This is a genomic window from Candidatus Symbiopectobacterium sp. NZEC135, assembly GCF_025962695.1.
This window is the reverse complement of record NZ_JAGFPF010000014.1, coordinates 25,670-38,306: the sequence shown is the minus strand read 5'-3', so window position 1 is coordinate 38,306 and position 12,637 is coordinate 25,670. Positions and strand designations below refer to the sequence as shown.

The 12,637-nt window shown below is 51.9% G+C and carries 14 protein-coding genes; 11 read left to right on the top strand and 3 right to left on the bottom strand.

Annotated features, from left to right (window positions below; genetic code table 11):
• Both J5224_RS09905 and tolC read right to left on the bottom strand, forming a co-directional pair.
• A complete protein-coding gene (locus tag J5224_RS09905; protein WP_264625221.1) occupies positions 1–669 on the bottom strand; it encodes a DUF1190 family protein in 669 nt (222 codons plus the stop codon).
• Between the two features lie 231 nt (positions 670–900).
• Positions 901–2,277: an outer membrane channel protein TolC gene (gene tolC, locus J5224_RS09900; protein WP_264625220.1), complete on the bottom strand. Its 1,377-nt coding sequence runs from the start codon at positions 2,275–2,277 to the stop codon at positions 901–903.
• A gap of 277 nt (positions 2,278–2,554) precedes the next feature.
• On the opposite strand from tolC, the gene nudF reads away from it, so the two are divergent.
• The 11 genes from nudF (at position 2,555) to J5224_RS09845 (ending at position 12,004) form a co-directional block, all read left to right on the top strand.
• On the top strand, positions 2,555–3,187 hold the full coding sequence (gene nudF / locus J5224_RS09895) for an ADP-ribose diphosphatase (RefSeq protein ID WP_264625219.1): 633 nt from the start codon (positions 2,555–2,557) through the stop codon (positions 3,185–3,187).
• Positions 3,188–3,191: 4 nt separating this feature from the next.
• Positions 3,192–3,644: a DUF1249 family protein gene (locus J5224_RS09890; protein WP_264625218.1), complete on the top strand. Its 453-nt coding sequence runs from the start codon at positions 3,192–3,194 to the stop codon at positions 3,642–3,644.
• A 16-nt stretch (positions 3,645–3,660) separates the two neighbouring features.
• Positions 3,661–4,488: a 3',5'-cyclic-AMP phosphodiesterase gene (cpdA, locus tag J5224_RS09885; protein WP_264625217.1), complete on the top strand. Its 828-nt coding sequence runs from the start codon at positions 3,661–3,663 to the stop codon at positions 4,486–4,488.
• On the top strand, positions 4,488–5,069 hold the full coding sequence (gene yqiA, locus J5224_RS09880) for an esterase YqiA (RefSeq protein ID WP_264625216.1): 582 nt from the start codon (positions 4,488–4,490) through the stop codon (positions 5,067–5,069). Before cpdA ends, yqiA begins: the two co-directional genes overlap by 1 nt.
• Before the next feature lie 117 nt (positions 5,070–5,186).
• Positions 5,187–7,082: a DNA topoisomerase IV subunit B gene (gene parE, locus J5224_RS09875; RefSeq protein ID WP_264625215.1), complete on the top strand. Its 1,896-nt coding sequence runs from the start codon at positions 5,187–5,189 to the stop codon at positions 7,080–7,082.
• A gap of 178 nt (positions 7,083–7,260) precedes the next feature.
• Entirely contained in the window at positions 7,261–7,824 is a 564-nt protein-coding gene (locus tag J5224_RS09870) for a cytochrome b/b6 domain-containing protein (RefSeq protein ID WP_264625214.1), read from the top strand.
• Positions 7,825–7,845: 21 nt separating this feature from the next.
• Positions 7,846–8,493: a thermostable hemolysin gene (locus J5224_RS09865; RefSeq protein ID WP_264625213.1), complete on the top strand. Its 648-nt coding sequence runs from the start codon at positions 7,846–7,848 to the stop codon at positions 8,491–8,493.
• Positions 8,486–9,922: an AMP-binding protein gene (locus tag J5224_RS09860; RefSeq protein ID WP_264625212.1), complete on the top strand. Its 1,437-nt coding sequence runs from the start codon at positions 8,486–8,488 to the stop codon at positions 9,920–9,922. The genes J5224_RS09865 and J5224_RS09860 overlap by 8 nt, the downstream gene beginning before the upstream one ends.
• On the top strand, positions 9,923–10,591 hold the full coding sequence (locus J5224_RS09855) for a TenA family transcriptional regulator (protein ID WP_264625211.1): 669 nt from the start codon (positions 9,923–9,925) through the stop codon (positions 10,589–10,591).
• Positions 10,575–11,381, top strand: coding sequence for an SDR family oxidoreductase (locus J5224_RS09850; protein WP_264625210.1), 807 nt, complete (start codon positions 10,575–10,577; stop codon positions 11,379–11,381). Before J5224_RS09855 ends, J5224_RS09850 begins: the two co-directional genes overlap by 17 nt.
• Positions 11,378–12,004 (top strand): tetratricopeptide repeat protein, encoded by a 627-nt coding sequence (locus tag J5224_RS09845; RefSeq protein ID WP_264625209.1) that lies wholly within the window; start codon positions 11,378–11,380, stop codon positions 12,002–12,004. The genes J5224_RS09850 and J5224_RS09845 overlap by 4 nt, the downstream gene beginning before the upstream one ends.
• A gap of 63 nt (positions 12,005–12,067) precedes the next feature.
• Here the strand turns inward: J5224_RS09845 and J5224_RS09840 are convergent, their stop codons facing one another.
• A complete protein-coding gene (locus tag J5224_RS09840; protein WP_264625208.1) occupies positions 12,068–12,598 on the bottom strand; it encodes a GNAT family N-acetyltransferase in 531 nt (176 codons plus the stop codon).
• Between the last annotated feature and the right edge of the window lie 39 nt (positions 12,599–12,637).

The following is a 12,637-nucleotide window of genomic DNA, read 5'->3' as shown; positions in this document are numbered from 1 at the left end:
TTAGCCACCCATACTGCGAGAAGAGGAGCTGGAACCGGTGCTGGCGCTGCTACGTTGCATACTGGTCTGCTTGGCAACGCTTTCGCCAAAACCGCCACGGGTGATGGTGTTAGTGGTCGCGGGTTTAGGGGCCAGCGCTGTTTTGGGCACGGTAACGGTACGACCGGAAGTGGCGGCGCCGTAGCTTTTACCGCTGGCGTCAACGAACTGACCGTTGGCCGGGCTTGCCGGAGAGCGGGATGAGAACAGCGGCTGCTGGGCAAAGCCTGCGCCACCGCCCATCATGCGGCCCATCATGTAACCGGCCATCAGCGGCATCCAGGAACTGCTGGTCTGTGTTGGTTGAGCGGCAGCGCCTGCCTGAGCCGGCACCGGCGTACATTGCGCTTCGCCAAATTCTGCGACGCAGTCTTCTTTGCTGGCGTATTTCGGTGCGGTTTTTTCGGCTTCTTTCAGCGCGTTGTTGTACGCCGTGGTGCACTGTGCGCTCATGGATGGGTTGGATGCCGAGCAGTCATCCGCGTTTTGATACATCGACACGGTTTCGTCGGTCTGTTCGCAACCGGCCAGAATAATGGCAGCGCTGATCGCAAGCGCAACCGGTGCCAGACGATAGGAGCGCCACCCTTTTCGGAAAGCGTCCTTCTGTATATTTTCTGTACGTTTCATGTGGTTATCCCAGAGGGTAAGGCGTCAATGCCAAAGGTGTGCCAAGTGTGCATTAGCATAGGGGATGGCTGGCTGAATTTAAAGCACTACGCCTGTCAGAACGCCTGCTCTTTACGTTGCTATACATTTTATTGCGCACTTGGACGGCGTGGAATTAATCCAAGGCAAACAAAAAGGAGATACGCAGCGTATCTCCTTTGGGTTATCAACCGTCAGAACCGTGCTGTCTGATTAGCCGCGCGGTGCTTTCGGCTCCGGTGCGCTGCTGTCAGTAAAGGCCGGTGACGTGGAAACGTCCTGACCTAACGCGCCGTTCAGCGCCTGCAAGTCGTTTTCATTCAAGGTGCCCAACGCTGACTTAATGTTCAACTGGTTGATCAGGTAGTCATAACGCGCGTTAGAAAGCTGCTGCTTGGCGTTATATAACGTGGTGGTGGCATCCAACACGTCAACGATGGTACGCGTACCCACCTGATAGCCTGCTTCCATCGCATCCAAAGAGCTTTGCGCAGACACTTCAGCCTGTTTGTAAGCGTTGATGCTGCTGATCGAAGCAGAAATATTGTTAAACGAGGAGCGCACGGTCTGCACCACGGAGCGATGTGCGCTTTCCAGCAGTTCGCTGGCGCTGACAAAGCTGTGCTGCGCCTGTTTCACGCGTGAACTGGTGGCACCGCCGCTGTAGAGCGGCACGGTTAATGACAGGCCGATTTTGTTTTGGCCTGCATCAAGATCTCTTGAAGTATTATTAGAACCGGTGTTACGCGTGTTGCTGACGCCGGAGGAAGCCGTCAGATCCAGCGTTGGCATATGACCGGTTTCCGCTGAGCGAATCTGCTCACGCGCCAAATCCTGGCTGAGACGCGCGGACAACAGGCTCAGGTTATGGTTTTCCGCATCTTTCAGTAAGGTGGCAATCACTCCCGGTTTCTCGGTGGAGAAACGGGTGATATTCAGCCCTGCCAGTTGCGGGTAGAAGTTGCCGCTGACCTGACGCAGATTTTCCAGCGCGTTATCCAGCGTGTTGCGTGCAGAGACTTCATTGGCCAATACGCTGTCGTATTGGGCACGGGCGTTCTGTACGTCGGTGATCGCCACCAATCCAACATTAAAGCGCTGGGTGGTTTGATCGAGCTGGCGGTAAATCGCCTGTTTCTGGGCGTTAACGTAGGAGAGCGCATCAATGGCGCGCAGCACGTTGAAATAAGCGGTAGCGGTTGTGAGGATCAGCGACTGTTGGGCCGTCTGGTAGGTCACATCTTGAATGCCTGCCTGCTTTTCTTGCAGCGTCAAGGCGCGCCATTTCGACATATCAAACAGGGTCTGGCTCAACTGCAAGGCACCGCTGGTAACGTTGCTGTTCACGCCATTGCTATCACGAAAACCTTTGGTGTAACCGTAGTCGGCTCCGAGCCCGAGTTGTGGCAACAGCGGGCTGCGAGCCTCGTTGATTTTCTCGAAAGCGGCATCACGGGTGGCAGCCGAGCTGCGTAAATCCGGGTTGGTGGTTTTGGCTTGTTGATAGACCTGTAACAGATTTTCCGCGTGACCCATGGCGCTAAAGCCGCTCAGGCTCAGACCAATAAGAAGAGGGAGCAATTTCTTCATGTGCATTCCTTGTTGTGCAGCTAAGGCAACGATGTAGCGGAGATAGCGCTGTCAAAAAACGAATCCGGCAGATTCTATCAGAATGTGCCAATAGGATAAGTTGGCTGAACGTGCCATCTTCCCCCTGACCGACCCCATTAGGGGGTTTAATTTGCTCTCAGGCCCTAACGTTTGGTCAAATAGGTTTTAATTTATCACAAAGCATCGCAAGTATGATGTCCATCATGATACATGAGACACATCCCGGTACCTGCTGTTGCTCGCAAGGAGTTGAGGTATGGCTGTGTCTGTGTCCCATCCGGCGACTTTCCATAAAGACGATGTAGAAATTATTGCACGAGAGTCGCTGTACGAGGGTTTTTTTTCGCTGGAGCGCTACCGTTTTCGTCATCGATTGTTTAACGGGGAGATGAGCGGTGAAGTCAGCCGGGAAATTTTGGAGCGGGGTCATGCGGTTGTGTTGCTGCCCTATGATCCGGTGCGCGATGAAGTGGTGCTGATAGAACAGATCCGTATTGCCGCTTATGACACCAGCCCGACCCCGTGGCTGTTTGAACTGGTGGCCGGCATGATTGAACCGGGTGAGAGCCTGGAAGCGGTGGCGCGACGTGAAGCGCAGGAAGAAGCCGGCCTCAATGTTGGGCGCTGTAAGCCGATCATCAGCTATCTGGCGAGCCCGGGTGGCACCAGTGAGCGTCTGGCGGTGATGGTGGGCGAAGTGGATGCCCGTGCCGCACAGGGCATTCACGGTCTGGCCGAAGAGAATGAAGACATTCGGGTGCATGTTGTCAGCCGCGAACAGAGCTACGCCTGGGTGGAAAGTGGAATAATTGATAACGCGGCGTCTGTCATTGCGCTGCAATGGTTGGCGTTGCACCATACGCAATTGAGACAGGCGTGGACGGAGTAAACGGATGAAACGCTACACCCCGGATTTTCCGGCCATGATGCGGCTGTGCGAAATGAATTTCGCACAATTACGCCGTTTATTGCCGCGAAAGGATGAAGTCGGAGAAAGTGCGGTTTATCATGTCAATAGTGCAAGCTATCGCTTAACAATAGTGGAATCCACGCGTTATACCTCATTGGTTGAAATCCAGCAGATTGCGCCCGCTGTCAGCTATTGGAGCCTGCCAACGTTGAGCGTGCGGCTCTACCACGACGCGCTGGTTGCGGAAGTGTGTGCCAGTCAGCAGATCTACCGTTTTAAAGCACGTTATGATTACCCGAATAAAAAATTGCATCAACGTGATGAAAAGCATCAAATTAATCAGTTTCTTGCTGATTGGCTAAGGTACTGCCTGGCGCATGGTTTTACATCGGCACCGCGAAATGTCGATTCCCGTCTGTTAGACAGATTTCAGTAACCAAGGATACTATTTTTTGGAAAGTCTGCTGAAAGTTCCTGTGGCGAGTGGGGCCAGAATCAGGATTTTGCAAATAACCGATACCCACTTGTTTGCCGGCGAGCACGAGACACTGCTCGGCGTGAACACATACCGTAGTTACCATGCCGTGTTGTCTGCCATTCAGGCGCAGGGGCAGGATGTTGACCTTATTGTGGCAACGGGAGATCTTGCTCAGGATCATTCGCAGGAGGCCTATCACCACTTTACGCGTGGCATTGCGCAGTTATCCGCGCCTTGCGTGTGGCTGCCGGGAAATCATGATTTCCAGCCTGCGATGGTGGATGTGTTGGCACAGGCGGGCATCGCGCCTTCCAAGCACGTGCTGTTGGGCGATGCCTGGCAGATCATTTTGTTAGACAGCCAGGTGTTTGGCGTGCCCCACGGCGAGTTGAGCGAATATCAACTCGAGTGGTTGGAGCGCAGCATGCTGCGTTTTCCCGAGCGTCATACGCTGTTGCTGTTACATCACCATCCGTTGGCTTCCGGTTGTACCTGGCTCGATCAGCACAGCCTGCGTAACGCCCACCATCTGGATGCGGTGCTGGCGCGTTATCCGCAGGTGAAAAATGTGCTGTGCGGACATATTCATCAGGAGCTGGATCTTGACTGGAACGGGCGCAGACTGATGGCGACGCCTTCCACCTGTGTGCAGTTCAAACCGCACTGCACCAACTTTACCATTGACGATGTTGGTCCCGGCTGGCGCTATTTGGATCTGTTATCAGACGGTTCGCTGGAGACGCGCGTTTACCGCCTGAACGGCAGCGAGTTTTTGCCTGATATGGATTCGGACGGCTATTAATGCCTACGCTACTCTACCTCCACGGTTTCAACAGTACGCCGAAATCGGCCAAAGCGACGGCGCTGGCCGCATGGCTGGCGCAGCACCATCCCCATATTGAAATGCTGGTGCCGCAACTGCCGCCCTATCCTGCGGAGGCGGCCGATCTGCTGGAATCGTTGGTGATGGCGCGGGCGGGGCATCCGCTTGGTCTGGTGGGATCATCGCTGGGCGGCTATTACGCCACCTGGTTGTCGCAATGTTTTACCTTGCCCGCCGTGGTCGTCAATCCGGCGGTAAAACCCTTCGAACTGTTGCTGGGACATCTCGGCGAATATTGTAACCCCTATACAGGTGAAGAATATGTGCTAGAGTCTCGGCATATTTACGACCTGAAAGTGATGCAGATTGAATCACTCGAGGCGCCAGATTTACTGTGGTGTTTGCTCCAGACAGGGGATGAAGTGCTGGATTATCGGCAGGCTGTGGCGTATTACACGGCGTGTCGCCAGACGGTGGAATCGGGCGGGAACCACAGTTTTGTTGGGTTTGAACAGTATTTTGACCCCATTGTGCGTTTCCTTGGATTGAGCGACGATTAATCCGTTCTGTACTGCACTGTCCTTACTGACACGGACAACGACAACGCGTCGTCTGCGGGCAATGCACCCTCTCAGCGCCATTCCGTTTTACACATTTAAACAACGACTAACGCGAATATGAGTCAATCAAGTTATAACGCTGACGCCATTGAGGTGCTCAGCGGATTAGAACCGGTGCGCCGTCGTCCGGGGATGTACACCGATACCACTCGCCCCAACCATTTGGGGCAGGAAGTGATTGATAACAGCATCGATGAAGCGCTGGCGGGCCATGCGCGCCGTGTTGACGTTATCCTGCACGAAGATCAGTCGCTTGAAGTGATTGATGACGGTCGTGGCATGCCTGTGGATATTCACCCGGAAGAAGGGGTGCCCGCCGTTGAGCTGATTCTGTGTCGTCTGCACGCTGGTGGGAAATTCTCCAACAAAAACTACCAGTTCTCCGGTGGTTTGCACGGCGTGGGAATCTCGGTGGTGAACGCGCTGTCCTCACGCGTCGAAGTGACCGTTCGTCGCGACGGGCAGGTTTACGATATTGCCTTCGAAAACGGCGAAAAGGTGCAAGCGTTAACGGTGAGCGGCACCTGCGGGCGACGCAACACGGGCACTCGCGTGCATTTCTGGCCGGACGCCAGCTTTTTTGACAGCCCGCGTTTTTCTGTCTCGCGTCTGTCGCATTTATTGAAAGCCAAAGCGGTGCTGTGCCCCGGTGTGGAAATCACGTTTAAGGACAAGGTTAACAATACCGAACAGCGTTGGTGCTATCAGGATGGTCTGAACGACTACCTGTGCGAAGCGGTTAACGGTTTGCCTACGTTGCCGGAAAAACCGTTTATCGGCGCCATTGCGGGCGATACCGAAGCGGTGGACTGGGCGTTGCTGTGGCTACCAGAAGGGGGCGAACTGCTGACGGAAAGCTACGTCAACCTGATTCCGACGGTGCAAGGCGGGACCCACGTTAACGGCCTGCGTCAGGGCTTACTGGATGCCATGCGCGAGTTTTGCGAATTCCGCAATATTCTACCGCGCGGTGTGAAACTCAGCGCTGAAGATATCTGGGAGCGCTGTGCCTATGTGCTGTCGGTGAAGATGCAGGATCCGCAGTTTGCCGGGCAGACCAAAGAGCGCCTCTCTTCGCGTCAGTGCGCCGCGTTTGTGTCTGGCGTGGTGAAGGATGCGTTTAGCCTGTGGCTGAATCAGAACGTGCAAGCGGCTGAAATGCTGGCCGAATTGGCGATCTCCAGCGCCCAGCGTCGCATGCGCGCGGCCAAAAAAGTGGTGCGTAAGAAATTGACCAGCGGCCCGGCGTTACCGGGGAAACTGGCGGACTGCACCTCACAGGATTTGAATAAAACCGAGCTGTTCCTGGTGGAAGGGGATTCTGCGGGCGGCTCCGCCAAGCAGGCGCGTGAGCGTGAGTTTCAAGCCATCATGCCGCTCAAGGGCAAGATCCTTAATACCTGGGAAGTCTCTTCCGATGAAGTGCTGGCCTCGCAGGAAGTGCATGATATTTCTGTCGCCATCGGCATGGATCCGGACAGCGACGATCTCAGCCAGTTGCGCTACGGTAAGATCTGTATTCTGGCGGATGCTGACTCGGACGGTTTGCACATCGCCACGCTGCTGTGTGCGCTGTTTGTGCGCCATTTCCGCCCGTTGGTCGCAGGCGGCCATGTGTATGTCGCCATGCCACCATTGTATCGTATCGATCTGGGCAAAGAAGTCTACTACGCGCTGGATGAAGAAGAGAAAGCCGGGGTGTTGGAGCAACTTAAGCGCAAGAAGGGCAAACCTAACGTTCAGCGCTTTAAAGGGTTGGGGGAAATGAACCCGCTACAGCTGCGCGAAACCACGCTGGATCCCAATACGCGCCGCCTGGTACAGCTTACTATCAGCGAAGACGATGTGAACGAAACGCTGGCGGTGATGGATATGCTGCTGGCGAAGAAACGCTCGGAAGATCGCCGCAACTGGCTGCAAGAGAAGGGCGATCGGGCGGATATTGAGGTGTGATACCTTTCTGTTCTTAACTACCTGTTATTGTGGGTACAAATTTAATGTTTGTACCCATTTTTCTTGAACTTCCTCTCTTATTTTTTAATGTATAGATTTTTTAAAGCCTTAAGGTTCACTTAATAAATCCTCCGTATTCTCTTCAGTAACGCTAAGAGATACGTGAAGGAGTGCGTAAATGAAAAAACGTTTATGGCATATGACACCTTATGATGATGCCCCCCTTTTTCGGGTGATGCATATTGCTGTTGCCGTTCTTATTTTGTTTCAAATAATAAATTCAAATTTTACCGAGAGAGAATCTTTGGGGCAGCATACCCTGGATGCATTTATTACCTGGGTACATATTTCATCTGGCATTTTGCTGATTGTTTTAGGCGTTTTTTTATTTTCATGGATGCTGGTGAAAAGAGGTTTTTTTTACTACTTCTCATGGGTGAAGTTTGATTTCAAAGATATTGTACAGGATGTTTTTTTACTAAAGCATGGGAAACTTCCTGAGGCACACCATGGTGGTCTCGCCGCAACAGTTCAAGGGGCGGGGGTGCTGGCACTGCTCATTGTAGCGATGAGCGGCGGTTTATGGTTCTTACTGGAATCTATTAATGCGCCTTTATCGTTAACCAAGATGATTATCCATTGGCATAAATTCATGACAGCCTTTGTCGAAATTTATTTCTTCTCTCATGGGGCGATGGGCGTGTTACACCTATTTCTTCGCTATCGGCAGACTACTGTATAAGACCTAATTACAGGACTTTCAATGATGAGAATTACTTCGCCCTGTTTGTTAGCATGGAATAATGGTGGTGTAGAAATAAATTCGACTACCCTTTTTATTCGCGATCACTATAAACAGAGTTTTGGTGCAGATTTAAAGATATGTATGCCATGGCTGCTGAGTTTGCATGATGCACAAGGGCAATTGCGTGCCGCTTGCGGCATTATGCCCGCAGTTTCAGGGCCATTATTTCTTGAAAAATATCTCGATCAACCTGTTGAGGTTCTCATGCAATCCTACTTTCCAGCAGGGGTATCCAGAAATTCTTTGGTTGAAATTGGGAACTTTGCTGCAAGCGATGGTGCTGCTGCCCGAGTGATGTACGCCGCAGTGTGCTGGCTTTTGGCGCACTACCACTACACCTATATCGTATTTACTGGTACGAAGAAAATTAGAAATATTTTTACTCGGTTAAATTTAAACCCCGTTCTTCTGGCGGAGGCCGATGGTAAACGCCTTGGTGCAGATGCTGAGCTGTGGGGGAGTTACTACCAATATCATCCGCAGATTATGGCGGGTGAGCTATCGGGTGGCATGGCTGAACTGAGGAACAATACGCTGTTGTTCAGTCTGTTCAATCAATTGCCCGCAGAGCCGTGGACAACGGTACCAGGAGTTCAACATGCTTGATAAACAACTGGAAATTTGGGCAACTGAGCGCCCAGAAGGTATTGCGTTGCGTTCTGTAGCCCGTGATTGGAGTTGGCGCGAATACGCTGACGATGTCGCCCATTTTGCTGCGTATCTGAAATCTGCTGATATAAGACGATTGGCGCTGGCCTTGGATAATGGGCCTGAGTGGGCGATAGCCGATCTTGCCTGTTTAAAAAATGGCACGGTATGCATACCTGTACCGCCTTTTTTTTCTGTGCAGCAGCAGCAGTGGCTGCTTGATACCAGCGGTGCTGACGCTATTTTGGGGGGAACGCCCCGGCGTGGGTGGCAGCAGGATGAGTCCATGCTAGGCATGCTTCAACGGCGTCATCTGAGCCATCCGCCAGAATTACCCGCAGGAACGGCCAAAATCACTTACACATCGGGCACTACCAATCATCCGAAAGGGGTTTGCCTGAGCGTGGCAGGAATGAGCTGGAATGCAGAGACGCTGAGCGGTTTGATGCAATCGTTAGATTTACAACGGCATATGGTGACGTTGCCACTCAGTACATTGCTGGAGAATATCTGTGGGATTTATGTACCTCTGATATTGGGTGTGGAGAGTGTGATACTCCCTTCCTCTGACATTGGTTTTGGCGCTTCTGGTCAGTTTAACCCCGATGCACTGGGGAAAGCGCTAACAACCTGGCAGCCCCACAGCGTGGTGCTGGTGCCAGAACTCCTGCGAGTGTTGTTTATGTTTCATCAAACACACCCTGCCAGTACGGCTTCACTGCATTTTGTTGCTGTCGGAGGGGGCAAAGTCTCTCCTTCTTTACTGAGCACGGCGCATGCCAGAGGATTGCCGGTGTATGAGGGATATGGGCTTTCGGAGTGTGGTTCAGTGGTGTCACTCAATTTACCGGGGGCTAACCATATTGGCAGTGCAGGCAAACCGCTACCCGGTATCCACGTACACATTGACAGTCAGGGAGAGTTGCAGGTAGTGAGCCCTGGCAATGCCATTGGCTATCTGGGCGAAAGACCTTTTCCTACGCCGTATGCGACGGGTGACTTGGGTCAGATCGATGATGAAGGTTATATCCAAATCACAGGGCGTCGGCGAAATGTTCAGATAACGGCTTTTGGTCGCAATTTCTCTCCTGAATGGGTAGAGGCAGAGGCGATGGCTTGCCCGGCCGTGCGGCGGCTGGTGATATTTGGTGAAGGGCTTGCCAAGAATGTCGCATTGGTTGATGCCTTCCCAGGTATGGAACAGGCCGCAAGGGAGCAACTGAAAGCCCTGTCTGACAGGTTACCCGACTACGCAAAACCCCATCATTTACTTTTTACGTCAATGATATCGGGGCCGAAAGCGCTCACGGCTAATGGGCGAATCCGGCGTGATGATATCTGGCACATGATGCAACAATACATTATTTGTCTTAATCAGGAGGCATAAATGTCTTTCTACTCAATTTTGCAGGAACAGACCCATCAAGCGCGGAGCAAAATGCTTTCTGCACCCGTGATTGAACGTTGCATGCGTGGCGATATTACGTCGGAAATGTACATTGCGTTTCTGACACAGGCTTACTACCACGTGAATCAAACTGTGCCTTTGTTGATGTGCGCAGGCAGCCGTTTGCCCACCTCCTATGAATGGGTACGCCAAGCCATTGCTGAATACATTGATGAAGAATATGGACACCAAGAGTGGATACTTAATGATATTCAGCACTGCGGTGGCAATGCTGAATCTGTCAGAAATGGCCAGCCTGGCCAACCTATTGAGTTGATGATTGCTTATCTTTATCACCAGATTGAGCGGGTTAACCCGATGTGTATTTTTGGCATGGTACATGTGTTAGAAGGGACCAGTGTGACGATTGCGACGCCCATTGCTGAAGCTTTGCAAGGCGCACTAGGCTTAGACGATCAAGCAACTAGCTATTTGCGATCCCATGGCGCGTTGGATATGGATCACATCAAGTTTTTTGCTTCACTGATGGATCGCACTACCAACCCTCAAGATCAAAAAGACATTATCCATACGGCCCGTACCGTCTATTCCCTGTACGGTGAGATGCTTTGCCAGTTGAGCGAGCCTAGCCATGAACCTGCAAAATAAAAATGTCTTGATTACCGGAGCCAGTGGCGGAATCGGCCAGGCCCTTTCCCTGCAATTAGCAGAGGCTGGGGCATTTCTTTGGCTTGTCGGAAGAAATAGAGAGGCGTTAGAGAAACTTTATGCACAGTTACCGCATCGCGAAAGGCATAAAGTCATATTGATGAACCGCTACAGCGATGAGGAAATTTATCATCTTGCTGAGAGCTTTCAGGCTGGCGTGCGTCTCGATGTGTTGATCAACAATGCGGGCAGCAGTTGTTTCGCGCTGTTTGATAAACAGTCTTTTAGCGATATTCGCGAGCAGATTCACACGAATGTGGAATTGCCGATGTTGCTCACCAGGGCGCTGTGCAAGCAGTTCCGTGAAGGTGGGGTGATTTTGAATATTGGTTCAGTATTGGGCGAAATTGGTCATCCGGGCTATAGCGTTTACAGCGCAACCAAAGCATCGATACATCGCTTTTCTGAAGCATTGGGTCGCGAAGTGGCACCTTTGGGGCTCTCTGTTTTGTATGTTGCCCCCCGTGCAACGAGTACCCGCCTGAATTCTGATGCCGCCTATGCCATGAATAATGCATTGGGGAACCGTTGCGATACGCCTGAAACAGTAGCGCGGCACGTTATTGCTGCATTGGAGCAAAATACGTTGCGTAGTCGAATTGGGCTGGCAGAACGTCTGTTTGTGAAAATCAATGCGCTGTTTCCTTCGATAGTGGACAGAGCGCTCAGTAAAAAATTACCGACCATCATGCGTCACCTTCGCTCACCGGTAAAAGGATCGCTGAAATGAAAATACATCATCTCATGCTTTTGGCTTTGCCCTTAGGTCTGCCGAGTTATTCACAAGCTGCATCCTCTCTTAATGAGTTGGAGTTAGGGTGGTCTGTTTGCCAATACCGCACGTTGGATAAACAGAAAGAAAGCTGTTTCAGTGCGCTGAGCGAGAAGGCTCATGCTGCATCGACTGCGTTAGGGGATAAAGATGCGCCCTTGCTTATCTGGTCTGCAATCATTGACAGCAGTTGGGCAGGTACAAAAGGAGGGTTAGGTGCGCTGTCGTTGGTGAAAGGGGCTCGTAGCTCACTGGAAGCCGCGATTGCCATCAATCCTGGCGCCCTGCAAGGCTCTGCCTGGACCAGTCTTGGCGTGCTTTATTATCAGGTGCCGGGGTGGCCCATTGGCTTTGGTGATAAAGAAAAGGCAGGTGAAATGCTGAAGAATGCATTGGCAATTAATCCTGACGGTATCGACCCCAATTACTTTTATGGTGATTTTTTGCTTCAACAGGGGGATAAAACGTTAGCCAAAACCTATCTGGAAAAAGCGTTAAAGGCTGCGCCACGCCCTGGCAGAGAAATTGCTGACAGTGGGCGACGCAACGATATTACCCGAGCACTCGCGTCGTTGAATTGAAACGTTTTCCTCTGAATTTCTGAGCATATAGATAACGCCCAATAAATGGGTGAAAGACACCCGTCAGCGCGTAATCTTGTATAAACAGAACCGCTCCAGCGCATGACCCGCCGGTATTTTGGGATAATTAAAATCTTCACCGGTGTTGGTCATGCCTGCTTTTATCATCACACGCTGTGAAGCAAGGTGCTGCCGCGGGGTGTAGGCGTAGACCTCGGGTGCGTCAAGTTGCTCAAAGGCATAGCGAATAGCGCGTTTTGCCCCTTCCGTCGCATAGCCGTTTCCCCAATGGCGCGCTTGCAAGCGCCAGCCCGCTTCGATAAGCGGCGCATGCGGAATTCCGCTCTCTTCCGGCTGCTTATGTAAACCAATAAAGCCGATAAATGCGCCGCTTGATTTCAATTCTACGGCCCAGAAGCCCCAGCCTTTGTTGGCAATATGTCTGCTGATATGCCCGGCCTGCGCATCGCTTTCTTCGCGCGACATCAGCTCAGGGAAATAGCGCATCACTTCCGGGTCGGCGTTTAATTGTGCGAAAATGGGGTAATCTTCATCGCGCCATTGACGCAGAATCAATCTTTCCGTCTCGATCATCGTGATTTTTCTCCTTATTTCACGCTAAAGACCAACAAA

Coding starts and splice junctions, on each gene's coding strand:
- J5224_RS09905 (WP_264625221.1), bottom strand. CDS start 669: ATGAAACGTACAGAAAATATACAGAAGGACGCTTTCCGAAAAGGGTGG.
- tolC (WP_264625220.1), bottom strand. CDS start 2,277: ATGAAGAAATTGCTCCCTCTTCTTATTGGTCTGAGCCTGAGCGGCTTT.
- nudF (WP_264625219.1), top strand. CDS start 2,555: ATGGCTGTGTCTGTGTCCCATCCGGCGACTTTCCATAAAGACGATGTA.
- J5224_RS09890 (WP_264625218.1), top strand. CDS start 3,192: ATGAAACGCTACACCCCGGATTTTCCGGCCATGATGCGGCTGTGCGAA.
- yqiA (WP_264625216.1), top strand. CDS start 4,488: ATGCCTACGCTACTCTACCTCCACGGTTTCAACAGTACGCCGAAATCG.
- parE (WP_264625215.1), top strand. CDS start 5,187: ATGAGTCAATCAAGTTATAACGCTGACGCCATTGAGGTGCTCAGCGGA.
- J5224_RS09870 (WP_264625214.1), top strand. CDS start 7,261: ATGAAAAAACGTTTATGGCATATGACACCTTATGATGATGCCCCCCTT.
- J5224_RS09865 (WP_264625213.1), top strand. CDS start 7,846: ATGATGAGAATTACTTCGCCCTGTTTGTTAGCATGGAATAATGGTGGT.
- J5224_RS09860 (WP_264625212.1), top strand. CDS start 8,486: ATGCTTGATAAACAACTGGAAATTTGGGCAACTGAGCGCCCAGAAGGT.
- J5224_RS09855 (WP_264625211.1), top strand. CDS start 9,923: ATGTCTTTCTACTCAATTTTGCAGGAACAGACCCATCAAGCGCGGAGC.
- J5224_RS09850 (WP_264625210.1), top strand. CDS start 10,575: ATGAACCTGCAAAATAAAAATGTCTTGATTACCGGAGCCAGTGGCGGA.
- J5224_RS09845 (WP_264625209.1), top strand. CDS start 11,378: ATGAAAATACATCATCTCATGCTTTTGGCTTTGCCCTTAGGTCTGCCG.
- J5224_RS09840 (WP_264625208.1), bottom strand. CDS start 12,598: ATGATCGAGACGGAAAGATTGATTCTGCGTCAATGGCGCGATGAAGAT.